This is a genomic window from Kribbella sp. CCNWLW201, from assembly GCF_037203805.1.
Taxonomy (GTDB): Bacteria; Actinomycetota; Actinomycetes; order Propionibacteriales; family Kribbellaceae; genus Kribbella.
Genome location: NZ_JBBCBQ010000009.1, coordinates 182,843 through 206,387 on the forward strand (window position 1 = coordinate 182,843; position 23,545 = coordinate 206,387).

At 68.3% G+C, this 23,545-nt stretch carries 23 protein-coding genes; 9 read left to right on the plus strand and 14 right to left on the minus strand.

Going from position 1 to position 23,545, the window contains the following annotated elements; translation table 11 throughout:
* Positions 1-18 precede the first annotated feature (18 nt).
* The 6 genes from V9K99_RS31495 to hisD form a co-directional block, all read right to left on the minus strand.
* On the minus strand, positions 19-840 hold the full coding sequence (locus V9K99_RS31495; protein WP_337006037.1) for an ABC transporter ATP-binding protein: 822 nt from the start codon (positions 838-840) through the stop codon (positions 19-21).
* The gene (locus V9K99_RS31500) at positions 837-1,622 is read right to left on the minus strand and encodes an ABC transporter ATP-binding protein (protein WP_337006035.1); all 786 of its coding nucleotides are present in this window, start codon (positions 1,620-1,622) and stop codon (positions 837-839) included. The genes V9K99_RS31495 and V9K99_RS31500 overlap by 4 nt, the downstream gene beginning before the upstream one ends.
* A 156-nt stretch (positions 1,623-1,778) precedes the next feature.
* Positions 1,779-2,420 carry an imidazole glycerol phosphate synthase subunit HisH gene (hisH, locus tag V9K99_RS31505; protein ID WP_337006033.1) on the minus strand — a complete coding sequence of 214 codons (642 nt, stop codon included), beginning with the start codon at positions 2,418-2,420 and terminating at the stop codon, positions 1,779-1,781.
* On the minus strand, positions 2,417-3,016 hold the full coding sequence (hisB, locus tag V9K99_RS31510) for an imidazoleglycerol-phosphate dehydratase HisB (protein WP_337006031.1): 600 nt from the start codon (positions 3,014-3,016) through the stop codon (positions 2,417-2,419). The genes hisH and hisB overlap by 4 nt, the downstream gene beginning before the upstream one ends.
* A gap of 76 nt (positions 3,017-3,092) precedes the next feature.
* Positions 3,093-4,211, minus strand: a complete 1,119-nt coding sequence (locus V9K99_RS31515; RefSeq protein WP_337006029.1) for a histidinol-phosphate transaminase — start codon at positions 4,209-4,211, stop codon at positions 3,093-3,095.
* The gene (gene hisD / locus V9K99_RS31520; protein WP_337006027.1) at positions 4,211-5,536 is read right to left on the minus strand and encodes a histidinol dehydrogenase; all 1,326 of its coding nucleotides are present in this window, start codon (positions 5,534-5,536) and stop codon (positions 4,211-4,213) included. Before hisD ends, V9K99_RS31515 begins: the two co-directional genes overlap by 1 nt.
* A gap of 101 nt (positions 5,537-5,637) precedes the next feature.
* Between hisD and V9K99_RS31525 the strand changes: the two genes are divergently transcribed.
* From V9K99_RS31525 to V9K99_RS31535, 3 genes are all read left to right on the plus strand, one after another.
* Positions 5,638-6,306 (plus strand): LON peptidase substrate-binding domain-containing protein, encoded by a 669-nt coding sequence (locus V9K99_RS31525; RefSeq protein ID WP_337006025.1) that lies wholly within the window; start codon positions 5,638-5,640, stop codon positions 6,304-6,306.
* A 130-nt stretch (positions 6,307-6,436) separates the two neighbouring features.
* A complete protein-coding gene (locus tag V9K99_RS31530; RefSeq protein ID WP_337006023.1) occupies positions 6,437-6,673 on the plus strand; it encodes a ribbon-helix-helix domain-containing protein in 237 nt (78 codons plus the stop codon).
* On the plus strand, positions 6,673-6,981 hold the full coding sequence (locus tag V9K99_RS31535; protein WP_337006020.1) for a type II toxin-antitoxin system PemK/MazF family toxin: 309 nt from the start codon (positions 6,673-6,675) through the stop codon (positions 6,979-6,981). The genes V9K99_RS31530 and V9K99_RS31535 overlap by 1 nt, the downstream gene beginning before the upstream one ends.
* On the opposite strand, the gene ilvD is transcribed toward V9K99_RS31535, so the two are convergent.
* Positions 6,978-8,828, minus strand: coding sequence for a dihydroxy-acid dehydratase (gene ilvD / locus V9K99_RS31540; RefSeq protein WP_337006018.1), 1,851 nt, complete (start codon positions 8,826-8,828; stop codon positions 6,978-6,980). The genes V9K99_RS31535 and ilvD overlap by 4 nt on opposite strands.
* A gap of 126 nt (positions 8,829-8,954) precedes the next feature.
* Here ilvD and V9K99_RS31545 point away from each other — a divergent pair, with 126 nt between their 5' ends.
* The 4 genes from V9K99_RS31545 (at position 8,955) to V9K99_RS31560 (ending at position 12,938) form a co-directional block, all read left to right on the plus strand.
* Positions 8,955-9,800, plus strand: coding sequence for a helix-turn-helix domain-containing protein (locus V9K99_RS31545; protein WP_337006016.1), 846 nt, complete (start codon positions 8,955-8,957; stop codon positions 9,798-9,800).
* Positions 9,797-10,228 carry a VOC family protein gene (locus tag V9K99_RS31550; RefSeq protein WP_337006014.1) on the plus strand — a complete coding sequence of 144 codons (432 nt, stop codon included), beginning with the start codon at positions 9,797-9,799 and terminating at the stop codon, positions 10,226-10,228. Before V9K99_RS31545 ends, V9K99_RS31550 begins: the two co-directional genes overlap by 4 nt.
* 192 nt (positions 10,229-10,420) lie before the next feature.
* Positions 10,421-12,259 (plus strand): DNA helicase RecQ, encoded by a 1,839-nt coding sequence (recQ, locus tag V9K99_RS31555; protein WP_337006013.1) that lies wholly within the window; start codon positions 10,421-10,423, stop codon positions 12,257-12,259.
* Between the two features lie 97 nt (positions 12,260-12,356).
* On the plus strand, positions 12,357-12,938 hold the full coding sequence (locus tag V9K99_RS31560) for a dihydrofolate reductase family protein (RefSeq protein WP_337006012.1): 582 nt from the start codon (positions 12,357-12,359) through the stop codon (positions 12,936-12,938).
* 16 nt (positions 12,939-12,954) lie between these two features.
* On the opposite strand, the gene V9K99_RS31565 is transcribed toward V9K99_RS31560, so the two are convergent.
* Together V9K99_RS31565 and V9K99_RS31570 are read right to left on the minus strand one after the other, a co-directional pair.
* Positions 12,955-13,137, minus strand: a complete 183-nt coding sequence (locus V9K99_RS31565; RefSeq protein ID WP_337006011.1) for a hypothetical protein — start codon at positions 13,135-13,137, stop codon at positions 12,955-12,957.
* Positions 13,138-13,170: 33 nt separating this feature from the next.
* Positions 13,171-14,046: a LysR family transcriptional regulator gene (locus tag V9K99_RS31570; RefSeq protein WP_337006009.1), complete on the minus strand. Its 876-nt coding sequence runs from the start codon at positions 14,044-14,046 to the stop codon at positions 13,171-13,173.
* A gap of 103 nt (positions 14,047-14,149) precedes the next feature.
* Here V9K99_RS31570 and V9K99_RS31575 point away from each other — a divergent pair, with 103 nt between their 5' ends.
* Positions 14,150-14,860 (plus strand): SDR family oxidoreductase, encoded by a 711-nt coding sequence (locus V9K99_RS31575; RefSeq protein ID WP_337006007.1) that lies wholly within the window; start codon positions 14,150-14,152, stop codon positions 14,858-14,860.
* Positions 14,861-14,878: 18 nt separating this feature from the next.
* Positions 14,879-15,640, plus strand: coding sequence for an SDR family NAD(P)-dependent oxidoreductase (locus V9K99_RS31580; protein WP_337006005.1), 762 nt, complete (start codon positions 14,879-14,881; stop codon positions 15,638-15,640).
* Here the strand turns inward: V9K99_RS31580 and V9K99_RS31585 are convergent, their stop codons facing one another.
* The 5 genes from V9K99_RS31585 to dnaE all read right to left on the minus strand — a co-directional run bounded on the left by V9K99_RS31585 (position 15,641) and on the right by dnaE (position 23,406).
* Entirely contained in the window at positions 15,641-16,006 is a 366-nt protein-coding gene (locus V9K99_RS31585) for a VOC family protein (protein ID WP_337006003.1), read from the minus strand.
* A 114-nt stretch (positions 16,007-16,120) separates the two neighbouring features.
* The gene (locus tag V9K99_RS31590; RefSeq protein ID WP_337006000.1) at positions 16,121-18,007 is read right to left on the minus strand and encodes a DUF3352 domain-containing protein; all 1,887 of its coding nucleotides are present in this window, start codon (positions 18,005-18,007) and stop codon (positions 16,121-16,123) included.
* 52 nt (positions 18,008-18,059) lie between these two features.
* On the minus strand, positions 18,060-18,680 hold the full coding sequence (locus V9K99_RS31595; protein ID WP_337005998.1) for a hypothetical protein: 621 nt from the start codon (positions 18,678-18,680) through the stop codon (positions 18,060-18,062).
* A gap of 109 nt (positions 18,681-18,789) precedes the next feature.
* Entirely contained in the window at positions 18,790-19,743 is a 954-nt protein-coding gene (locus tag V9K99_RS31600; RefSeq protein WP_337005996.1) for a hypothetical protein, read from the minus strand.
* 114 nt (positions 19,744-19,857) lie between these two features.
* The gene (gene dnaE / locus V9K99_RS31605; RefSeq protein WP_337005994.1) at positions 19,858-23,406 is read right to left on the minus strand and encodes a DNA polymerase III subunit alpha; all 3,549 of its coding nucleotides are present in this window, start codon (positions 23,404-23,406) and stop codon (positions 19,858-19,860) included.
* Positions 23,407-23,545: the final 139 nt, after the last annotated feature.

A 23,545-nucleotide genomic window follows, 5' to 3' on the forward strand; every position in this document is an offset into this window, starting at 1 on the left:
TGAACTCGCTTCGCTCGCTCATGGCATCACCCGGTGTTCCTCGCCCAGGTAGGCGCGGACGACGTCAGGGTCGGTCGCGACCTCCTTCGGCGTACCGGTGCGGATCGGCTTGCCGAAGTCGATCACCATGATCCGGTCGGCCAGATCCATCACCAGGCCCATGTCGTGCTCGACCATCACCATCGGCAGGCCGAGCTCGTCGCGGATGTCGAGGATGAACCGGGCCATGTCCTCGGTCTCCTCCAGGTTCATCCCGGCGACCGGCTCGTCGAGCAGCAACAGCTTCGGCTCGGAGGCGAGTGCCCGGCCGAGTTCGACCCGCTTCTGCACGCCGTACGGCAGCAGACCCACGGGGAGTCGCCGCCACTGGGCGAGCTCGAGGAAGTCGACGATCTCCTCGACCGCCCGGCGGTTGGCCAGCTCGTTGCGGCGGGCCTTGCCGATCCAGGCGAAGGCCGCGAGGACGCCGTACGGGTGATGGTGGTGCCGGCCGAGCATCAGGTTGTCCAGCACGGTCAGGTTGGAGAACAGCTCGATGTTCTGGAAGGTCCGGGCGATGCCGAGGCGCGCGATCGCGTGCGGCCGACGGCCGAGCAGGTTCTCGTGGCCGAACCGGACAGCGCCGCGTTGCGGCCGGTAGACGCCGGAGAGCACGTTGAAGATCGAGGTCTTGCCGGCCCCGTTCGGCCCGATCACGGCGAACAGTTCGCCCTGGTTCACGGTGAAGCTCACGCCGTTGAGGGCGGTCACCCCCTCGAATCCGAGGACCACATCCTCGAACGTGAGCACCGGGGTGACCTCCTCGGTGCGTTCGCTTTCACGAGCCTCCGTGGCGGTCATGACAACCACCGCTTCCGGCGGCGGTAATGCTTCACGTCGCGGAACGACCTCGCCGACCCTTCGGCGCCGAGGCCGAGATAGAACTCGCGTACGTCGCCGTCCGCGAGCAGATCCGCCGCCGGCTTGTCCATCACCATCGCGCCGTTCTCCAGTACGTAGCCGTGCTCGGCGATCGACAGCGCCATCGCCGCGTTCTGCTCGACCAGAAGGACCGTCGTGCCCTGCTGGTTGATCTGCACTATCACGTCCCGGATCTGCCGGACGATCATCGGAGCCAGCCCGAGACTCGGCTCGTCCAGCAGCAGGTACTTCGGATCGGACATCAGTGCCCGTCCGATGGCGAGCATCTGCTGCTCGCCGCCGGACAGGTAGCCGGCCAGCTTGCGGCGCCGGTCGGCCAGCACCGGGAACAGCTGATACGTCCGGTCCAGGTTGGTCTTGATCGTGCGCGGGGCGACGTGGCCGCCGATCCGGAGGTTCTCCTCGACGGTGAGGTCGGCCAGGATGCGCCGGCCCTCCATCACCTGCTTGATGCCCAGGGCGGCGACCCGGCTGGCGCCGTACGTGTGGATCGGCTCGCCGTCGAGGGTGATCGATCCGCGCCGGACCTCGCCGTCATGGACGTCGAGCAGGCCGGACAGCGCGCGCAGCAAGGTGGACTTGCCGGCCCCGTTCGCCCCGAGCAGGGCGACGATCCGTCCCTGCGGGACCTCGAGGCCGACGCCCCGCAGCACCAGCATCACGTCGTCGTAGACGACCTCGAGGTTCTTCGCCGCCAGCACCCGGCCTCCCGGATCCCCGAAGGTTCCCAACCAACGTCTTGGCGAGTGAGTGTGACATCACAACTGACGAGTAGGAAGTCCTCGCAGCCCGAAAATCGGACACCGCGCCCCAACCGTGACGAATGGTCAGGTGTAAAACCAGCTATGCAACTGGTATTACAGCGAACGAACCCAGTTGGCAAGCAGGGCCGCGCCGGCGTCGCCGGATTTCTCCGGGTGGAACTGGGTGGCCGAGAGCGGGCCGTTCTCGACCGCGGCGACGAACCGGTCGGCGCCGTACGTCGTCCAGGTCACCAGCGGGGCGACCGACTCGCGGGCGCCCTGCAGCTCCCACTCGCGAACGCCGTACGAGTGGACGAAGTAGAACCGCTCCTTCTCGATGCCGTCGAACAGCCTGGTCCCGGCCGGGACGTCGATCGTGTTCCAGCCCATGTGCGGGACGGGCTCGCCGTTGTGCGGCTGCAGGCGTTCGACGGTGCCGGGCCACTGCTCGCAGCCCTCGGTCTCGACGCCGTGCTCGATGCCGCGAGCGAACAGGATCTGCATGCCGACACAGATGCCGAGCACCGGGCGGCCGCCGGTCAGCCGGCGGTCGACGAGTACGTCGCCCCGCACCGACTTGAGCCCGGTCATGCAGGCCTCGAAGGCGCCGACGCCGGGGACGAGCAGGCCGTCGGCGTTCAGCGCCTGCTCGAAGTCCGCGGTGACGGTGACGTCCGCGCCGACGCGCTGCAGCGCGCGCTCCCCCGACCGGATGTTGCCCGAACCGTAGTCGAGCAGGACGACCTTCTTGCTCACAAGGCGCCCTTGGTGGAGGGGATGCCCGGCTGCCGCGGGTCCAGCTCGGCGGCGGTCCGCAGCGCGCGGGCGAACGCCTTGAACTGTGCCTCGACGATGTGGTGCGGGTCGCGACCGGACAGCACCCGGATGTGGATGCAGATCGCGGCGTTGAACGCGAGCGTCTCGAACACGTGCTGGGTCAGCGACCCGGCGTAGTCGCCGCCGATGATCGCGTAGACCTGACCGTCCGGCTCGCCGGTGTGAACGCAGTACGGCCGGCCGGACAGGTCGACCGTGCAGTGCACGAGCGCCTCGTCCAGCGGCACGGTCGCGTCGCCGAACCGGCGGATGCCGCGCTTGTCGCCGAGGGCTTCCTTCAGCGCCTGGCCGATGCCGATCGCGGTGTCCTCGACGGTGTGGTGGGCGTCGATCTCGAGGTCGCCGACGGTGTTCACGTGCAGGTCGAGCAGCGCGTGCTTGGCCAGCGCGTTGAGCATGTGGTCGTAGAACCCGACGCCGGTGGAGATGTCGGCGCGGCCCTCGCCGTCGATGTTCAGCTCGACCAGGACCTTCGACTCGCTGGTCTCCCGGTCGATCCGTGCCGTGCGACTCATGCTCGTCCTCGCTTCGCTGCGGGCGAGCATGACTCGCCTTCGACGCTGTGTTGTTTGATGAGCTCGCTTCGCTCGCTCATGTCAGCCTTCCCACGTCTGTCTTGAGGACGCGCTCCAGTGAAGCGCGGAATGCGGCCATCTCGGCGCTGGTGCCGATCGAGACCCGGAGCCAGCCGTCCGGCCCGGTCTCGCGGATCAGTACGCCGTCGTCCAGCAGCGACTGCCAGACCGTGTGCCGGTCGGCGAAGGTGCCGAACAGGACGAAGTTCGCGTCCGAGTCGACCGCGCGCAGGCCCTGCGACCGTAGCCAATCGACCGTGTCGTCCCGCTCGACCCGCAACTGCTCGACCCGGCCGAGCAACTCGTCGGAGTGCCGCAACGCCGCCCGCGCGACCGCCTGGGTCACCGCGGACAGGTGGTACGGCAGCCGCACGATCCGCAGCGCGTCCACCAACTGCTTGCTCGCGGCAAGGTATCCGAGCCGCCCGCCTGCCATCGCGAACGCCTTCGACATCGTCCGCGCCACCGCCAGATTCGGGTACGACGGAAGCAGTGTGACCGCACTCGGTGTCCCGCTCCGGCGGAACTCGGCGTACGCCTCGTCCACCACCAGGACGGCACCGATCGCGGCCGTCCGGGCGGCGAGCGCCTCGACCACCTGGATCGGCAGCGCTGTACCGGTCGGGTTGTTCGGCGAGGCGAGCAGCACCACCGACGGGTGGTGCCGGGAGATCGCGGCGAGCGCCTTGCTCTGGTCGAGGGTGAAGTCCTCGGCCCGGCGCCCCGTCACCCAGGCCGTGTTCGTGTCGCGCGCGTACTCCGGGTACATCGAGTACGTCGGGGCAAAGGACAACGCCGTACGCCCCGGACCTCCGAAGGCCTGCAGGATGTGAAGCATGACCTCGTTGGAGCCGTTCGCCGCCCACACCTGCTCGGCGGCGAGCTGCGCACCGGACTCACGGCCCAGGTACGCCGCCAGGTCCGCGCGCAGGTCGAGGAACTCGCGGTCCGGGTAACGGTTCATCCCGCGGGCCGCCTCGGTGACCGACGCGGCGATGTCGGCGACGGTCTCCTCACTCGGCGGATACGGATTCTCGTTGACGTTGAGCAGGATGGGTACGTCGAGTTGCGGGGCGCCGTACGGCTCGAAGCTCTTCAGCTCGTCGCGGATCGGCAGCCCGTCGAAGCGGCCCATCAGTTCTCCCCTGGGAATCGCACGCTGACCGCAGCGCCGTGGGCCGGCAGGTCCTCGGCGTGGGCCAGGGTGACCACGTGACCGGCGACCTGCTGGAGGGCTTCGCGGGAGTAGTTCACCACGTGCATCGCCTTCAGGAAGCTGCGCACGGACAGGCCCGACGAGTGGCAGGCACACCCGGCGGTCGGGAGGACGTGGTTCGAGCCCGCGCAGTAATCGCCGAGGGAGACCGGTGACCAGCCGCCGACGAAGATCGCACCGGCGTTGTTGATCAGCCCGGCCCGCTCCTCCGCATCGGCGGTCTGGATCTCCAGGTGCTCGGCGGCGTACGCGTCCACGACCGCGGTGCCCTGGTCCAGGTCGTCGACGAGTACGACGGCCGACTGCTGACCGTTGAGCGCTTCGGTCACCCGGTCCCGGTGCCTGGTCTTGGCGACCTGGCTTTCGAGCTCGGCTTCGACCTGTGTGGCGAGGGTTTCGCTCGGCGTGACCAGCACGCTGGCGGCCATCGGGTCGTGCTCGGCCTGGCTGATCAGGTCGGCGGCGACGTGCGCCGGGTCGGCGGTGTCATCGGCGAGGATCGCGATCTCGGTCGGGCCGGCCTCGGAGTCGATGCCGACCTCACCGAGCAGCAACCGCTTGGCGGCGACCACGTAGATGTTGCCGGGACCGGTGATCAGGTTGACCTTCTTGCAGCCGTCGAAGCCGTACGCGAACCCGGCGATCGCTTGCGCGCCGCCCATCGCGTAGACCTCGTCGACCCCGAGCAGCGCGCACACCGCGAGAATGGTCGGGTGCGGCAGGCCGCCGTACTCCTTCTGTGGCGGCGATGCGAGAGCCAGCGACGGGACGCCGGCCACCTGCGCCGGTACGACGTTCATCAGCACGCTGGACGCCAATGGCGCACGGCCGCCCGGGACGTACAGGCCGACGCGCTGGACCGGGACGAAGCGTTGGGTGACCCGGCCGCCGGGCGCGGGCTCGGAGGCGACGTCGGCGGTCAGCTCGTCCTGGCTGACCTCGCGGACCCGTCGGATCGACTCCTCGAACGCAGTGCGGAGCTCGGGGTCGAGCTCCTCGAGGGCGGTCTTCAACGCCTCGGCCGGGACCCGGAGGTCCTCGACCCGCACATGGTCGAACTTCTCGCCGTACTCCCTGATCGCCTCGAGTCCACGATGACGGACATCCAGGCAGATCGGTCGGACGACGTCGAGAGCCTTCTCGACGTCGAACACGGCTCGGGGAACGAGGGCATTCACTTCGGCTTGGAGGTCGAAGACCTCTCCGGCCGCCACTCGGCCCCGCAGGTCGACGCGGCGAATCATGGCCTCAGTCTAGTGGTGACACCCCTCGGCCCTTGCCCGGTATCCACAAGCTGGCAGTTACGAGGGGTGATCAATGGGCGACGTCCACTACGCTCGTCAATATGGACTCCCGCCTGCCGCTGCTCACTGTCGATACGGTGATCTTCCCCGGGCTGGTGCTCCCCGTTCCGGTCACCGACGTTCAAGGGCGGGCGGTGATCCGCGACCTGGTCGAGAACGGCGGCGAACTCGTCTGCGGCGCCCTCGCCGTACGAGACGGCTATGAGTTGGGTGAGCGGGTGTTCCGCTCGCTGTACGGGACCGGCTGCGCGGCGACGATCTCCGAGATCACGCTGGACGCGGACGACGACGGACCGGTCGAGATCACGCTGACCGGCAACCGGCGGTTCAAGGTCGCGGAGCTGGACGGCGGCGGCGACTACCTGGTCGCGGACGTCGAGTGGCTGGTCGAGAGCCTCGGCGACGACCCCCTCGGTACGGCGACCATCGCGGTCGACCGTTTCCGCCGGTATGCCGCCGCGGTCACCGAGATCAGCCGCCCCGGCCTGCACATCAACGATCTACCCGACGACCCGAGCACGCTGTCCTACCTGATCTCCGCCGCGATGACCCTGATCACGCCGGACCGGCAGAAGTTGCTCGAGGCCACCGACACCACGTCGCGCCTCGCCCAGCTGGTCGGCCTCCTGGACACCGAGCTGGCCGCCATCGCCGCGCTCCCGTCCCTCCCCCACATCGAGATCAACTGGTCGGCGATGTCCCCGAACTGATCGGGCGCATGGCCAATCGCGTGTCCAGCAACTAGACGACCCCGGCCCACGATGCCGGCCGGTCGCTTAGTCGTCCGCTTTTCGCAGCCTGGTGGTTTCAAGTTGAATCCCACAGCGGTATGCTCTTGGTATGAGTAAGCAGATCACTGTGCGGTTGCCGGATGAGTTGGTGGAATTCATGGACCAGCTGGTGGCCGCCGACAAGGCGTCGAGCCGGGCCACCGTGGTTGCCCGGGCGATGGAACGCGAGCGGCGCCGGGAGCTGGCAGCCCGCGACCTCGCCATCCTGACCGAGCACGGCGACTACGACGACCTGGACGGCCTCGCCGCCGCCGCGTCCGGGACCGTGCTCACCGACCTCGACTGATGCGGCCGATCCACATCGCCCGGCTGGACAAGCCGCGGCCGGTGGTGGTCCTGACCCGCGAACTGATCCGCCCGCGCCTCACCAACGTGACGGTCGCCCCCATCACCAGCACCATCCGCGGCCTGTCCACCGAGGTCCCGGTCGGCCCCCGCAACGGCCTGAACCACGACAGCGCCATCTCGTGCGACAACATCCAGACGATCCCCAAACTCCAACTGGGCCGCCTGATCGGCTACCTCCACCCCGACCAGGAAGCCCAGCTCTACGAGTCGATCGTCCTCGCCTTCGACCTCGAAGGCTCGCTCTAGCCGAGCTTGGTGACGTCGCGTACGGCGCCCTTGTCGGCGCTGGTGGCCATGGCGGCGTACGCGCGGAGAGCCTGGGAGACCTTGCGGTCGCGGTTCTTCGGCGCGTAGACGCCGTTCAGCGCGGCGCGGCGGGAGTCGAGCTCGTCGTCGGAGACCAGCAGTTCGATGGAGCGGTTGGGGATGTCGATGCGGATCTGGTCGCCGTCCTGGACCAGGGCGATGGTGCCGCCCGACGCGGCCTCCGGGGAGGCGTGGCCGATGGACAGGCCCGAGGTGCCGCCGGAGAAGCGGCCGTCGGTGACCAGTGCGCAGACCTTGCCCAGGCCACGGCCCTTCAGGAACGAAGTCGGGTAGAGCATCTCCTGCATTCCAGGGCCGCCCTTCGGGCCCTCGTACCGGATCACCACGACATCACCCGGCTGGACCTGCTTGGCGAGGATCTTCTCGACCGCCTCGTCCTGCGACTCACACACCACCGCGGGACCCTGGAACGTCCAGATCGACTCGTCCACGCCGGCCGTCTTCACCACACAGCCATCGACGGCCAGGTTGCCCTTGAGCACCGCGAGTCCACCATCCGCGGAGTACGCGTGCTCGAGATCGCGGATGCACCCACCGGCCGCATCCGTGTCGAGCGTGTCCCACCGCTCCGACTGCGAGAACGCCGTCGCCGACCGCTTGCACCCCGGCGCCGCGTGCCACAGTTCGACGGCCTCCGGCGACGGCGAACCGCCGCGCAGGTCCCACGTCTTCAGCCACTCGTCGATCGAGTCGCTGTGCACGGTGTGGACGTCCTCGTTCAGCAGGCCGGCCCGGTGCAGCTCACCGAGGATCGCCGGGATCCCGCCGGCCCGGTGCACGTCCTCCATGTAGTACGTCCCGCCCGGGGCCACGTTCGGCGCGACCTTCGCCAGGCACGGCACCCGGCGCGACACCGCGTTGATGTCGTCCAGGTCGAAGCCGACCTCCGCCTCCTGCGCGGCCGCGAGCAGGTGCAGGATCGTGTTCGTCGACCCACCCATCGCGATGTCCAGCGCCATCGCGTTCCCGAACGCCTCCTTGGACGCGATCGTCCGCGGCAACACGGTCGCGTCGTCCTGGTCGTAGTACCGCTCGGCAAGTCGTACGACGGTCTCGCCGGCCTTCTCGTACAGCGCCTTCCGGGCGGTGTGGGTGGCCAGCACCGAGCCGTTGCCCGGCAGCGACAGCCCGATCGCCTCGGTCAGGCAGTTCATCGAGTTCGCGGTGAACATGCCCGAACACGAACCGCAGGTCGGGCAGGCGTTCTCCTCGATCCGCAGGATGTCGGCGTCGGAGACGTTCTCGTTCACGGCCTCGGACATCGCGTCGATCAGGTCGAGTTTGCGCACCGTCCCGTCGACCAGGGTGGCCCGGCCGGCCTCCATCGGGCCGCCGGAGACGAACACGGTCGGGATGTTCAGCCGGAGCGCGGCCATCAGCATGCCCGGGGTGATCTTGTCGCAGTTCGAGATGCACACCAGCGCGTCGGCGCAGTGCGCCTCGACCATGTACTCGACCGAGTCCGCGATCAGGTCCCGCGAGGGCAGGCTGTACAGCATCCCGCCGTGGCCCATCGCGATCCCGTCGTCGACGGCGATCGTGTTGAACTCGCGCGCGATCCCGCCGGCCGCATGGATCGCCTCGGACACGATCCGGCCGACCGGCGCCAGGTGGGTGTGGCCGGGGACGAACTCGGTGAAGCTGTTCGCCACCGCGATGATCGGTTTGCCGAAGTCCTCCCGGGCTACCCCGGAGGCCTGCATGAGCGCGCGGGCGCCCGCCATGTTGCGACCATGGGTGACGGTACGGGACCTCAGTGCAGGCACGACGACATCTCCTTGCGGTTGCTGGACGACTGATCCGATGGTGCCATGAGCGTCCAGATGGCGGTACGGCGGTCCCGCATTCCGGAGGAAGTGAAACTGTCCACGGGCGGACCTAGCCTGGTGAACATGACGGGGTTCGAGTTCCACTCGCGGCAGGTGCATCCAGCCCTGCGCCCGTACGTCGCCGAGGTCACCGGGTACGCGTATCGCGGCCGGCCCCCGGAGCTGCATCGCGGCCTGCCTTCGCAGTACCTGACGCTTGTCATCACCCTCGACGAGCCCCTCGGCATCGCCTTCCCTGGCTCCCCCGTCACCACGTTCGGCACTGTCGTCGGCGGGCTGCACTCGACCGCCGTACACATCGGCCAGTCGCCGAACCGGTCCGGGATCCAGCTCGCACTCCGGCCGGCGGCGGCGCGGGCCCTGCTCGGCCTGCCGCCCGGCGAGCTGGCGTCGATGGTGGTCGAGCTGGACGACGTTCTCGGCCGTCCGGCCCGCGTCATCAGTGAGCGATTGCGGGAGGCGCCGACGTGGGTGGATCGCTTCGATCTGGTCGAGAGCCTGCTGCTCGAGAGTTGGGCGGACGAGCCCGCGCCGGAGACTCGGGCCGAGCTCGGCTGGGCATGGCGGCGACTCCGCGAGACGGCCGGGGCGGTCGGTGTGGAGGACCTGGCCGCGGAGGTCGGGTGGAGCCGGCGGCATCTGACCGACCGGTTCACCACCGAGTTCGGCTTGGGGCCGAAGGTGGCTGCCCGGGTGATGCGGTTCGAGCAGGCGGCCGGGCGGCTCAGGCGCGATCCGACGGCCAAGCTCGCGGACCTGTCGGCCGAGCTCGGGTACGCCGACCAGGCCCACCTGACCCGGGAGTGGAACACGATCGTCGGCTGCTCGCCGCGGCAGTGGATGACCGAGGAGATTCTCCCAAACGTTCAAGACGTGACGGTCGGCGCGGGCGCAGAGTCGGAGGTATGAACACGACAACCGAGAACAAGATCGTCGTCGGCGTCTGGCCGACACTGGTTTACCGCGACGGCCACGCTGCCCTGAAGTTCCTCACCGAGGGACTGGGCTTCACCCAGGTCTGCCTGTACGAAGGTGAGACCGAAGGATCGATCGCACACTCCGAGCTGGCCTGGCCGCCCGGCGGTGGCGTGATGGTGAGCTCCGTCGGCCGGCAGCACGTGCCGGACGACTTCTCCTGGCTGGCCGACCACCCGCAGTCGGTCTACCTCGTCGTCAACGAAGACCCGGACCCGCTCCTGGCCCGCGCGATCGCCGCCGGCGCTGTCGTCGTCCGCGGTCTGCGCGACGAGGACTACGGCTCCCGCGGTTTCACCATCAAGGACCCCGAAGGCAACCTCTGGAGCATCGGCACCTACCGCGGCGAGATCACGCGCTGACCTGTCCCCGAAACGCCGCCACCATACTCGTGGCACGGGTACGCTCAGCACCTGGCGCTCGACATCTGACGCCATTTCGGCCGACTCCGCGGTGACAACGACGTACCCGATGCCCGCAGTTGCGTCTACCACCGCAGGGGGTTGTCCACAGGGGGTCCGGCGGGTGTCCGTGGATCTCACTAGAATCGCCGGGTGGCTGAGACAACCGAACTGCCCGAGTCAGAAGCTGTGCAGGTCCTGCGCCGGGTGTTCGGGTACGACGCCTTTCGCGGGGAGCAGGCTGACATCATCGACACCGTCGTCGGCGGTGGCGATGCGCTGGTGCTGATGCCGACCGGTGGCGGGAAGTCGTTGTGTTACCAGATCCCCTCGCTGGTCAGGTCCGGTGTGGGTGTGGTGATCTCGCCGCTGATCGCGTTGATGCAGGACCAGGTGGACGCGTTGACGGCGCTCGGCGTCCGGGCCGGATTCCTCAACTCCACCCAGGATTTCGAGCAACGGCGAGAGGTCGAGCGAGCGTTCCTGGCCGGTGAGCTGGACCTGCTCTACCTCGCACCCGAGCGGCTCCGGGTCGAGGCGACCGTGCGGTTGCTCGACCAGGGCAAGATCGCGCTGTTCGCGATCGATGAGGCGCACTGTGTGTCCCAGTGGGGTCACGACTTCCGGCCCGACTACCTGATGTTGTCGGAGCTGCACGAGCGCTGGCCCGACGTGCCGCGGATCGCACTCACCGCGACGGCGACCGAGGCGACGCACCGGGAGATCGCGACCCGGCTGAAGCTGACCGACGCGAAGCATTTCGTGGCCAGCTTCGACCGGCCGAACATCCAGTACCGGATCGTCCCGAAGGACAATCCGCAACGGCAGTTGCTCGACCTGCTCCGCACCGAGCACGCGGGCGATGCCGGCATCGTCTACTGCCTGTCCCGCAACAGTGTCGAGAAGACCGCCGAGTTCCTGACCAAGAACGGGATCGAGGCGTTGCCGTACCACGCCGGCCTGGACAGCCGGACGCGTGCGGCCAACCAGGCCAGGTTCCTGCGCGAGGACGGTCTGGTCGTGGTCGCGACGATCGCGTTCGGGATGGGGATCGACAAACCGGATGTGCGCTTCGTCGCGCATCTCGATCTGCCGAAGTCGGTCGAGGGCTACTACCAGGAGACCGGCCGGGCCGGGCGGGACGGACTGCCGTCGACCGCGTGGCTGGCGTATGGGCTGCAGGACGTCGTACAGCAGCGGAAGATGATCGACACGTCCGAAGGCGATCTCGCGCATCGCCGTCGGTTGAGCTCACACCTCGACGCGATGCTGGCGTTGTGCGAGACAGTGCAGTGCCGCCGGTCGCAGCTGCTCGCGTACTTCGGTCAGCACGGCGACCCCTGTGCGAACTGCGACACCTGCCTGACGCCACCCGAGTCGTGGGACGGCACGATCGCGGCGCAGAAACTGCTGTCGACGGTCTATCGGCTGCAGCACGAGCGCGGGCAGAAGTTCGGCGCCGGTCAGCTGATCGACATCCTGCTCGGCAAGGAGACGGAGAAGGTCAAGCAGTTCCGGCACGAGCAGCTGACCGTGTTCGGGATCGGCACCGAACTCAAGGACTCCGAGTGGCGCGGCGTCGTCCGGCAGCTGCTGGCGCAGCGCCTGCTCACGGTCGAAGGCGACTACGGCACACTCGTGCTCACCGAGGAGAGCAGCGAGGTGCTCGGCCGCCGGCGCGAGGTGATGATGCGCCGCGAGCCCGAGCGGGTCGGCCGCTCGTCGAGGTCGTCCGGCTCGAAGAAGAAGGCCGATGCGGACCTCTCCCCCGAGGCCGCTCCGATCTTCGAACGCCTCCGGGCCTGGCGCGCCGGCGTCGCCAAGGAGCAGGGCGTCCCGGCCTACGTCATCTTCCACGACGCAACCCTCCGCCAGATCGCCACCGACCTCCCAACCACTCTCACCGAGCTAGGCACCATCAGCGGCATCGGCGAAAACAAACTAGCCAAGTACGGCGACGGCGTGCTGGTAGCGCTGTCCGATCCGGACTGATTTCTCCCCGGGGGTATGTCGAGTCTGCTCCTCCGCCTTCGACGCGAGGTTAGGAAGCGCGGATCGGCCGTGTCTCCTGGAGTGGAGGAGGAAGCGTATGTCTTCGTCGGTGTTGTTGATGTCGGTGTCCGTGGACGGGTTCATTGCGGGGCCGAACGACGTGCCGGGCAATCCGGGTGGGGACGGGTTCATGCGGCTGCACGAGTGGTATCGGACCGCGGATGGGGACTTCGGCCGGCCGGAGGGGCCAGCGGGCGATATCTGGGACGAACTGAATGCGACCGGCGCGGTGCTGGTTGGGCGGCGGACCGCGGAGCAGGTCGACTACTACGGCGGCGAGCACCACGGTGTGCCGCTCTTCGTGCCAACTCACCAGCCCGTGCCGTCCGCGGCGGCGAAGTATCCGTCGGTGACGTTCGTGACCGATGGGATCGAGAGTGCGATGGCGCAGGCGAAGGCGGCTGCCGGGGACAAGGACGTCCTGGTCCACGGTGCGTACACGGCACAGAAGGCGCTCGAGGCCGGCGTACTGGACGAGTTGCAGCTCGACCAGGTCCCGGTGCTGTTGGGCCGCGGGCGCCGGTTGTTCGACATCCTGCCGGCGCGGATCGAGCTGGATGTCGTCCGGGTCATCGACACCCCGCTCGCCACCCACCTCCGCTACCGCGTCCGCCACTGAGCGACTGTGCGGCCCGTCAGGTAAGCAGGGGCTGCAGGGCCGTGGTCAGTTCGGTCATCGCGGTGTCGACCTGCTTGTTGCCGTCGGCAAGGAACAGGTCGAAGGAGACCCTCTTCTCCGGGACCCGGGTGTGGCCCCGACCCCACTGTCGCCACCACACCCGGCCAGCGCCACCAGCAGCGCCGCGACGATCCCCCACGTCTTCATTTCACGATGGTGCCACCGCGGGAGTTCAGCGCTGGGGTGTCCAGTCGACGGTGCCGGCGAGCTCGGCGAAGTCGTAGATGAGGCGGGACCGCCGGGACGCCATCCAGGCGAGGCAGACCTTGTTGGCGGCGATGTCGTTCACGGGTACGGCGGCCACGTCGGGACGCTGGTAGAAGGCCGCCACCGACAGCGGGATGATCGAGACGCCGGCTCCGGCCGCGACGTGCTCCAGCTTCTCCTCGACACTGCGCATCTCTGGCACCGGCTTCGCTCTGCCGGTCCGCAGTTCCAGCGCGATGTCCCGCCACTCCGGTACGGCGTCCGGAGGCTGCAGCAGGTGTTCGTCGGCGAGATCGGCGATGTCGATCTCCGGTTTGCCGGCCAGCCGGTGATCGGACCGGAGCATCGCGACCCGCGGTTCCTCGAACAGCGGCCGGATGCTCAGCCCTTCCTGGTCGATCGGCAGCCGGACGACGCTGACGTCGACCCGGCCGTCGTGCAGCACCTCGACCTGGTCGACCCAGGTCGTCCGGATCAGCTCGACCTCGACGTCGGGATGGGCGGCGCCGAAGGCCCGGACCACCGGAGTCACCGTGATGCCGGGCATGAAGCCGACGGTGAAGCTCTTCGGCCCGCGTGCCGCTTGCACCGCGCGCCGCCGCATCGCCTCGGCCGAGGCGAGCAGGGGGCGAGCGTCGTCGAGCAACTGGCGACCGGCTGGGGTCAGCTCGGTGGAACGCTTGGTGCGGGCGAACAACTGGACCTTGAGCTCGTCCTCCAGTGCGCGAATCTGCCGGGACAGCACCGGCTGCGCGATGTGCAGGCGGTCGGCCGCCCGGCCGAAGTGCAGTTCCTCGGCGACCGCGACGAAGTACCTGAGCTTGCGGAGGTCGACATCCATAATACCTTCAGGGTATTACAGCCGCCCGAACAGGTCTTGGACCGGAGCGGTCGCCCGAACGCATCGTGGAGTGGAGATCCCAACCACGAAAGGCAGTTCCTCCATGACTCTGCAGGACCAGCGCGTCGTCGTCCTCGGCGGTACGTCGGGTATCGGACTGGCGACCGCCCAGCTCGCCGCCGGCCAGGGCGCCACCGTGATCGTTGCCTCCAGCAACCCCGAGTCGGTGAAGCGCGCACTCGAAACCCTGCCCGCGTCGGCGTCCGGCGAGGCGCTCGACCTGACCGACGCCGAGGCGGTCAACACCTTCTTCAACGACCTCGAGCCCTTCGACCATCTTGTCTTCACCGCTGGCGAGTCCCTGACGCTGCTCGAGGTCGCGTCGATGGATCTGGCCCGTGCCCGGCAGGCGTTCGAGGTCAGGTACTTCGGCGCCTTGGGTGCGGTCAGCGCTGCCGCGGCCAAGATCCGCCCGGGTGGTTCCGTCGTACTGACGACCGGCGCGGCGGCCGATCGTCCCGGGCCGGGCTGGTCGGTCGCGGCCAGCATCTGCGGCGCGGTGGACTCGTTGGTCCGAGCCCTTGCCGTGGAGCTCGCACCACTCCGCGTCAACGCCGTCAAGCCCGGCATGGTCCGCACTCCGCTGTGGTCCGACCTGTCGCCGGAGGTTCTCTACGAGCAGACAGCCAAGACCCTGCCGGTGGGCCGGGTGGGCGAGCCGTCCGACATCGCCGCCGCATATGTCTACCTGATGAACCAGGGCTTCGCGACCGGAACCATCGTCAGTGTCGATGGCGGGCACGTCCTGGTCTGAGCCTGGCAGAGTGGGGCTATGGCACGCGTTCTGGTGACTGGGTCGGCTGATGGGCTTGGGCGGATGGTGGCCGGTGAGTTGATCGGGCAGGGGCACGAGGTTGTCTTGCATGCCCGCAACAAGAGGCGCAGTGCGGATGCGCTGCGTGCGTTGCCCAAGGCCGCGGGTCTGCTCGTCGGCGATCTCTCGAGCATCGCCGAGACACAGGACGTGGCACGGCAGGCGAACGAGTCCGGGCGGTTCGAGGTGGTGGTCCACAACGCGGCCGTTGGCGACCAGGAGCGGCGGATCGAGACGGTCGACGGGCTCGAGCATGTGTTCGCGATCAACGCCTTGGCGCCGTACCTGCTGACCGCGTTGATCGAGCGGCCGACGCGGCTTGTCTACCTGAGCTCCGGCATGCACCAGAGCGGCGACGTCGTACTCGATGATCTCCAATGGGTACGGCGGCGGTGGAGTGGGTCGCGGGCGTATTCGGACTCGAAGCTGTACGTCGTGGCCCTCGCGTTCGCGGTCGCCCGACGATGGCCCGACGTACTGTCCAACGCCGTCGACCCGGGCTGGGTGCCGACGAAGATGGGCGGCCGGGGTGCGCCCGGTGATCTCAACCAGGCGCACCTCACCCAGGTCTGGCTGGCCACGGCTCCGACCACGCCCAGCGGCGGGTACTTCTACCATCTCCGCCCGCACGCGACCCACCCCGCGGCCTCGGACCCCGAGGTCCAGGACGCGTTCCTCAGGGTCTGCGGCTCGCTCACCGGGGTGCCGTTCCCGGCGTGATCACTCCTGTACGACGTACAGCGTGTTGCCATCCTGGTCGCGGAAAGTGAACATCGGCGGGACACCGGGCCAGCTGAGCAACTCGTCGGTGTCGACGCCTTCGGTCTGAAGGTGTTTGTGCGCCGCGGCGGCGTCGGCGGTGACGAGCCGTACGCCGGTGTCGACCGCCCCCTCGTTCGACGCCGGAGTAAGCGCGAGGTTGGTCGAAGCGCCGGGTGGGGCGACCACGATCCAGCGGCCGCCGATCTCCGGCAACGGCGAGTCCATCAACAGCTCCAAGCCGAGCGTCTCGGTGTAGAACGCAACCGCGCGGTCCTGATCGCGAACCGGTACGCCGATGGTCCGGATGTCAGTGAAGTGGCTCATCTCTACCTCCAGGTGTGGGGTGCTTTCACCAGGTGGTAGAGACCGCTCGCCCGATTTCGACATCGCCGACAAACAAAGATGCCCCGGACGCTGTCCGGGGCATCTTCGAGTGGATTACTTCGCGACGACGCGGAGGCTGAACTCGGCCTTGCCGTCGCCGGTGGAGCGGACGACGTAGCCGCCGGAGCGGAGGGCGGACAGGTCCTTGTCGGAGCTGAACCGCTTGCTCAGCGAGCCGGCCGCCTCGAAGTCGAGGTAGCCGATCGTCACCGCGCCCTTGGTGTCGGGCAGGGCCTGCTTGAAGTTCTCGGTGCCGCCGAGGTTGCCGCCCTTCAGCACCTGCTCGGCGTACGACTGGTTGGTGGCGATCACCAGCGAGTCGCCGTCCTTGGCCGTCTCGATCGGGATGTTGGCGTTCGACTTCTCCCGCAGCAGGGCGGTCAGCTTCTCCACCACCGGCTCGGCCTTGGCCGGGTCGGTCTCCATCCGGGCCGCGATCTTCGGACCGCTCTCGGTGTCCTTGTCGATGGCGACGGCCAGGTTCTTGCCCAGCAGGCTCTTGAGGTCGTCGGGCAGCTTGAGACCGGTCTCCTCGGTGAACTCCTCGGTCATCTCCTGGATGTTGCTGTTCGACGCCTTCTCGACCTGCTTCCACATCGTGTCGACCAGGTTCTCGCCGCCGGAGATCGCGATCGCACCGGCCGTGGTGTCGGGCAGCTGCCCGATCAGCTCGCCGGCGTCGGCTCCGTCGACCTTGACGCTCTGGTCACCGTGGGCGATGCCCTTCAGCTCGACGTACGACGAGTCGAACCGCAGCGCGGCCGCCATGGTCGCGTCCGAGATGCCGGCCAGCTGCTCCGACTGCACCTTGCCGGAGATCCCGGCGATGCCCTTCATGTCGGCCCAGACCGAGGCGAAGCCCTGCTCGCCGAGGGCGTCCATGTCGGCGCTGAACTTGGCGTTCTTCTCCAGCGGGTTGTCCTTGCTGGTGGCAACGGCCTGGTCGACGGTGGCCTGGTCGTCGGCGAGCAGCACGTACCCGTTGCTGAACGCGCGACCCGGCTTCTCCTTCTCGTTCGCCATCAGCTTGTCGAGGCCCTTGGCGGCGTCGTCCTCGTTCTTCACCTCGATGGCGACCACCACGGTCGGCTCGTCCTTGCCGTCGGCGGCCGGCAGTGCGGCCAGGCCGGCGCGCTCGCCGAGCCACGGCTTGACGTCCTTGTCGTAGTCCACATCGGCGAGGTCGTCACCGGCGTACTTCTTGATGCTCTCGAACAGCTTCTGCCGCAGGTCGTCGTTCTCGCCGGTCAGGCCGAGGCTGTCCTTCACCGACGGGAACTTCAGCAGGAACCGGATCGCGTTGACCTTCTGGCCGGCCGACGGGTTCAGGTCGACGCGGGCGTAGGCGACCGCGTTGCCCGGCAGCACCGCGGCCGGCTGCTTGCCGCCGTTGAGCTTGCCGTAGGCAAAGATGCCGCCGCCGGCGACGACCAGCACCATGGCCAGCGCCGCGATCAGCGGGATCACCTTGCCGCGCTTCTTCTTCGGCTCCGGCTGCCACTGGTGCTGCCCCGGACCGAACCCGGGCCCCTGCGGCGGCTGACCGCCGACGTGCATCTGCTCGTACGACGCCTGCCCACCAGGCTGGCCGTACTGCGGCTGCCCCGGCTGACCGGACTGTCCCGGCTGACCGTACGACGGAGCCCCCGGCTGAACCTGCTGCGGACCAGGCCTCTGCTGACCAGGCTGCCCGTAGCGCTGCGGGCCGGGCTGCTGCGGACCGGGCTGACCGTACTGCGGCTGCCCCTGGGGCGCCGGACCAGGACGACCCTGCTGCGGGTAGTCCGCTGACCCCTGCTGCGCCCACCCGCCCTGCTGGTTGCCCTGGGCATTCATCGGCGGACGCGGTGCGCCCTGCTGAGCGCCGTACTGATTCGGGTTGTTCTGCGGACCGCCGGCACCCGGATGGTACGGGTTGGGCGGGGTGTTCTGGTCGGACATATGCTCCCTCGCGTGGTCCCAGGTGGCCTCACCCACCGTGGGCCTAGACAGGCTAGTGCACCTGCGGCGAGGACTCTGACGCAGCAGGTTGCGATGTGGTTGCAACCGGCTCGGCGCGCCAGGTCGTGGCGGCGATGATCGCGGCCGCCAACGCCGCACCGACCAACCATGCCGCAGCAGGGGTCCACGTATGGAGCTCCAGCGGCGCCGCGACCAGATCGCCCGGCTTGGCCGCCTCCAAGCGCGGCTGGATCGGGTCGTGGCCGAGCAGCATGCCGACTCCCCAGGCGACCCCCGAGCCGAGTGACGCACCGAGCGCCACGATCCCGACCGACCACGGACCGTAGTTCCGCAGCCACCAGAACAGTGCACCACCGAGCACCAGCGCGGTGATGAACCCGATCGCGGTGAAGGTGCCGTCCGGGCCGAAGATCCGGGTCATCTGCTCCTCCCCCAGCGCGCCGCCGTTCTCGTCCACGGTGTACTGCGCCAGCGGCGAGAACTGCTGCCACGCCCACCCGGCCACTACACCGGCGACCAGGAACCCGATCGCGGTGACCGCGATCGCCTTCGCCCACGGCATCGCCGGCTCCGGCGGAGGCGGCGTACCGAACGGAACCCCGGCAGGCGGGGGCAGGTACGGCGAAGGCTGAGCAGACTGAGGTTGCGTCACCTCGACAGTGTGCCGCACCGATTCCACCAACCCCCAACTGGCCCCGAACGTGCCGCACACCCCCGGTGAACCGAGGGTGTGCGGGACGTTCAGTGCTACGACTCGACTACTACTCGCCGACCAACTGGGAGTAGTGCGTGGTGAGCGACACGTGGTTGACGCCGTTGAAGACGCCGGGGATCTTGCCGTACGACGTGATCGCCGTCGCGGCGCCGTTCGCCTTGCTCATGGCGTACAGGTACCCGGACTGGGTGTCGTTGTCCACACCGGCGACCAGGGAGCCACCGCGGGTGCCGCAGCCCTCGACGACCAGCGACTCGTAGGCGGCCCACCCGGAGGAGCGGATCAGCTTCAGCACCGGCTTGGCGCCGGCGGCAATCGGGATGCGGACGGTCCAGAGCGCACCGGCGTTCGTCGTCATCAGCAACGTGTCGTACGTCGCGGTCTCGCTGATCACGGTCATCGTCTTGAAGCCCTTGAAGCCGGGCAGCGGGCCGAGCGAACGGAAGCCGGTGCCGACCATCTGGTACCGGTACAGGCTGCCGTTGGTGTTCAGGCCGTACAGGTACGCGTGCCGGGGCTGCGCGACGCTGTAGTTGGACGTGGCGATCGACTTGAAGGTCGTCCAGCCCGGACCGATCTTCTTGAAGGTCGGCTTCGGGTCGCCCTCATCCGGCAGGTACGTCGTGTGCCGGTACAGGTTCGCGCCCTGCAGCAGCAGGCCGTAGTAGTAGTACTGGGTGCCCGTGGCGTTCACGGCGCCGTACCAGGTCGCGTTGGCCCGGGTGCCGACGTACGCGAAGGGCTCCCACGAGTAGCCCGCCGGCGGCTTGCCCGCGGTGGCGTCGATCTCCTGCATTGTGCCCGCGGCAGTCGGCACACCGATCCAGGCCTGGCACGCGGCGCTGACGGCCGTGGCCCGCACCGACTGCGGCTTGGCGACCTTGTCGGAGAAGTTCGGCTTCGGGTCGGCCTGACCGGTGGCGGCGGCCGGAACAGAAGCGGCCGACGCGGCGAGCAGCCCGACACCGGCCAGTGCAAGCGCAAAGCGCTGCAATTTCATAGGAGTTCCCCCTCCAGAAATGTCTCGAAGAGCTCGAGATCGCGCCGACTATAGCCGACCCCAGGGGCAACCGACGAACCAGTTGCGCCTGGCCCCGATCTCGCGCCTCGTCGATCAACTGGCCAGGCAGGAGGGACCCAGCAGCGCCTTCAGATCCGCCATCAGCGACGACGTCGGGGTGACCCGGAACCGGTCGCCGATCCGCATCACCGTCGTCTTCTGCCGGGCCTGCAACCGCAGCTGCACCTCGGTCATCCCCGGGTGCGACTGCAGCACGTCCCGCAGCTGCTCGACCAGTGGCGGCGTACACCGGTTCACCGGCATCGTGATCACCACCGGGCCGCTCGGGCCCTCGGTCAGGTCCGGCACGATCACCTCGGAACCGCTCAGCTCGAGCCGGTCCTCGCGCCGGCGGACCCGGCCCTTCATCAAGATGATCGCGTCGTTGGTCAGCAGGTGCGCGTGCAGCTGGTACGCCGAGGAGAACATCATCACCTCGATCGAACCTTCCAGGTCCTCGATGGTGACGATCGCGTAGATGTCGCCGCGCTTGTTCACCTTCCGCTGCACCGCGGTGACCAGGCCGCCGATCGTGACCTGGCTGCCGTCCGGCCGGTCCTCGTCGGCGAGCAGCTGACCGATCGTGCAGTCGCTGCCGTTGGTGAGCACGTGCTCGACCCCGAACAGCGGGTGGTCGGAGACGTACAGCCCCAGCATGTCCCGCTCGTGCGCGAGCTTGGTCGCCTTGTCCCACTCCTCGATCTCGGGAACGGTGACGGTGAGCCGGCTGTTGCCCTCGCCCTCGTCGGCCTCGTCGTCACCCATCGAGAACAGGTCGAACTGGCCGTGCGCCTCGTTCCGCTTCAGGTCGATGGCCTCGTCGACGGCCTGCTCGTGCACCGCGACGACCGCGCGCCGGGCGTGACTCATCGAGTCGAACGAACCGGCCTTGGCCAGCGACTCGATCACCCGCTTGTTGCAGACCGGCAGCGACACCTTGTCGATGAAGTCGACGAAGTCGGTGAACCGGCCCTTCTCCTCCCGGGCCGCGACGATCTCGGCCACCACGTTGACGCCGACGTTGCGGATCGCGGACAGGCCGAAGCGGATGTCGGTGCCGACCGGGGTGAAGTTCGAGTCCGACTCGTTCACGTCCGGCGGCAGCACCTTGATGCCCATCCGGCGGCACTCGTTCAGGTAGATGGCCATCTTGTCCTTGTCGTCCTTCACCGATGTCAGGACCGCGGCCATGTACTCCGCCGGGTAGTTCGCCTTCAGGTACGCCGTCCAGTACGAGACCAGCCCGTACGCCGCCGAGTGCGCCTTGTTGAACGCGTAGTCGGAGAACGGGACGAGCACGTCCCAGAGCGCCTTGATCGACTGGTCGGAGAAGCCGTTCGCCTTCATCCCCTCGGAGAAGCCGACGTACTCCGCGTCCAGCACCTCGCGCTTCTTCTTGCCCATCGCGCGGCGGAGCAGATCCGCCTTGCCGAGCGTGTACCCGGCGAGCTGCTGGGCGATCGCCATCACCTGCTCCTGGTAGACGATCAGACCGTAGGTCGTCCCCAGGATCGGTTCGAGCGCGACCGCGAGCTCGTCGTGCGGGTAGCTGATCTCCTGCTGCTTGTTCTTCCGCAGGGCGTAGTTGGTGTGGCTGTTCGCGCCCATCGGGCCGGGCCGGTAGAGCGCGCCGACGGCGGAGATGTCCTCGAAGTTGTCCGGCTTCATCAGCCGCAGCAGCGCCCGCATCGGGCCGCCGTCGAACTGGAACACGCCGAGGGTGTCCCCGCGGCCGAGCAGCTCGAAGGTCGGGCCGTCGTCGAGGCTCTTGGCCAGCTCGTCCAGGTCCAGCGAGATCCCGCGGCTGGCCTCGACGTTCTTGACCGCGTCGTCCATGATCGTCAGGTTGCGCAGGCCCAGGAAGTCCATCTTGACCAGGCCGAGCGTCTCGCAGCTCGGGTAGTCGAACTGGGTGATGACCTGGCCGTCCTGCTCCCGGCGCATGATCGGGATCAGCTCGATCAGCGGCTCGCTGGACATGATCACGCCGGCCGCGTGCACACCCCACTGGCGCTTCAGGTTCTCCAGGCCGCGGGCGGTGTCGACGATCTTGCGGACGTCCTGGTCGGACTCGTACAGCTGGCGGAACTCGCCGGCCTCGGAGTACCGCTTGTGCTGCGGGTCGAAGATGCCGGACAGCGGGACGTCCTTGCCCATCACCGACGGCGGCATCGCCTTGGTGATCCGGTCGCCCATCGCGAACGGGTAGTCCAGCACCCGGCCGGCGTCCTTGATCGCCTGCTTGGCCTTGATGGTGCCGTAGGTGACGATCATCGCGACCCGGTCGTCGCCGTACTTCTCGGTGACGTAGCGGATCACCTCGGGGCGCCGGCGGTCGTCGAAGTCGATGTCGAAGTCGGGCATCGACATACGTTCCGGGTTCAGGAACCGCTCGAAGATCAGGCCGTGCTGGAGCGGGTCCAGGTCGGTGATCCGCATCGCGTACGCACACATCGAACCGGCACCGGAACCACGGCCCGGGCCGACCCGGATGCCGTGCTCCTTGGCCCAGTTGATGAAGTCGGCGACGACCAGGAAGTAGCCCGCGTACCCCTTCGAGGTGATGACCTCGATCTCGTACTCGGCCTGCTTGCGAACCTGGTCCGGCACGCCCTCTGGGTACCGCTTGTGCAGACCGGTCTCGACCTCGGCGACGAACCAGGACTCCTCGTTGTGACCGTCCGGGCAGGGGAAGCGCGGCATGAACCGGCCCTCGCCCTCGGTGAAGGAGACGTCGCACTGCTCGGCGATCAGCAGCGTGTTGTCACAGGCCTCCGGCAGCTCCCGCCACACCTCGCGCATCTCGGCCGCGGTCTTGACGTAGAACTCGTTCGCGTCGAACTTGAACCGGTTCGGGTCGGACAGGGTCGAGCCGGACTGGACACACAGCAGCGCGGCGTGCGCGGTGGCGTCCTCGGGCTTGGTGTAGTGCAGGTCGTTGGTGGCGACCAGCGGCAGGCCGAGCTCGCGGGCCAGCTTGAGCAGGTCCTTCTGGACGTCCCGCTCGATGCCGAGACCGTGGTCCATCAGCTCGCAGTAGAAGTTCTCCTTGCCGAAGATGTCGCGGAACTCCGCGGCCGCCTCGACGGCCTCCTTGTACTGCCCGAGCCGGAGCCGGGTCTGCACCTCGCCGGACGGGCAGCCGGTGGTCGCGATCAGGCCCTGGCCGTAGGTGTTCAGCAGCTCGCGGTCCATCCGGGGCTTGAAGTAGTAGCCCTCGAGGCTGGCCAGCGAGCTCATCTTGAACAGGTTGTGCATACCGGAGGTGTTCTTCGCCAGCAGCGTCATGTGCGTGTAGGCGCCGCTACCGGACACGTCGTCGCGGCCCGAGTTCGCGTCGCCCCACTTGACCCGCTTCCGCTCGCTGCGGTGGGTGTGCGGGGTCAGGTACGCCTCCACGCCGATGATCGGCTTGACGTCGTACTTCTTCGCCGTCCGCCAGAACTCGTAGGCGCCGAACACGTAGCCGTGGTCGGTGGTGGCGATCGCCGGCATGCCCATTTCCTGGGCGGTTTTGAACAACTCGTCGATCCGCGCGGCGCCGTCCAGCATGGAGTACTCGGTGTGCACGTGTAGATGCACGAAACTGTCGCTGGACGCCATGTCTGCGCAGACCTCCCAGGGCGTGAGTGAGGATGACTGCAGCAGCCTAGTTGGGCCCGCCGACAGTTCTTCACCGGCTCACCGGGATCGGTCCCCGCTGCCCGATATCCGGGCGTGGACCACACCAGCTCCGACCAGT

Excerpts from the sequence above, each read along its gene's own strand:
- V9K99_RS31560 (WP_337006012.1), top strand. The coding sequence starts at position 12,357 with ATGTCTTCGTCGGTGTTGTTGATGTCGGTGTCCGTGGACGGGTTCATT.
- hisD (WP_337006027.1), bottom strand. The coding sequence starts at position 5,536 with ATGATTCGCCGCGTCGACCTGCGGGGCCGAGTGGCGGCCGGAGAGGTC.
- V9K99_RS31575 (WP_337006007.1), top strand. The coding sequence starts at position 14,150 with ATGACTCTGCAGGACCAGCGCGTCGTCGTCCTCGGCGGTACGTCGGGT.
- V9K99_RS31580 (WP_337006005.1), top strand. The coding sequence starts at position 14,879 with ATGGCACGCGTTCTGGTGACTGGGTCGGCTGATGGGCTTGGGCGGATG.
- V9K99_RS31570 (WP_337006009.1), bottom strand. The coding sequence starts at position 14,046 with ATGGATGTCGACCTCCGCAAGCTCAGGTACTTCGTCGCGGTCGCCGAG.
- hisB (WP_337006031.1), bottom strand. The coding sequence starts at position 3,016 with ATGAGTCGCACGGCACGGATCGACCGGGAGACCAGCGAGTCGAAGGTC.
- V9K99_RS31585 (WP_337006003.1), bottom strand. The coding sequence starts at position 16,006 with ATGAGCCACTTCACTGACATCCGGACCATCGGCGTACCGGTTCGCGAT.
- V9K99_RS31550 (WP_337006014.1), top strand. The coding sequence starts at position 9,797 with ATGAACACGACAACCGAGAACAAGATCGTCGTCGGCGTCTGGCCGACA.
- V9K99_RS31525 (WP_337006025.1), top strand. The coding sequence starts at position 5,638 with ATGGACTCCCGCCTGCCGCTGCTCACTGTCGATACGGTGATCTTCCCC.
- V9K99_RS31495 (WP_337006037.1), bottom strand. The coding sequence starts at position 840 with ATGACCGCCACGGAGGCTCGTGAAAGCGAACGCACCGAGGAGGTCACC.
- V9K99_RS31545 (WP_337006016.1), top strand. The coding sequence starts at position 8,955 with ATGACGGGGTTCGAGTTCCACTCGCGGCAGGTGCATCCAGCCCTGCGC.
- V9K99_RS31515 (WP_337006029.1), bottom strand. The coding sequence starts at position 4,211 with ATGGGCCGCTTCGACGGGCTGCCGATCCGCGACGAGCTGAAGAGCTTC.
- V9K99_RS31535 (WP_337006020.1), top strand. The coding sequence starts at position 6,673 with ATGCGGCCGATCCACATCGCCCGGCTGGACAAGCCGCGGCCGGTGGTG.
- dnaE (WP_337005994.1), bottom strand. The coding sequence starts at position 23,406 with ATGGCGTCCAGCGACAGTTTCGTGCATCTACACGTGCACACCGAGTAC.
- V9K99_RS31600 (WP_337005996.1), bottom strand. The coding sequence starts at position 19,743 with ATGAAATTGCAGCGCTTTGCGCTTGCACTGGCCGGTGTCGGGCTGCTC.
- V9K99_RS31590 (WP_337006000.1), bottom strand. The coding sequence starts at position 18,007 with ATGTCCGACCAGAACACCCCGCCCAACCCGTACCATCCGGGTGCCGGC.
- V9K99_RS31530 (WP_337006023.1), top strand. The coding sequence starts at position 6,437 with ATGAGTAAGCAGATCACTGTGCGGTTGCCGGATGAGTTGGTGGAATTC.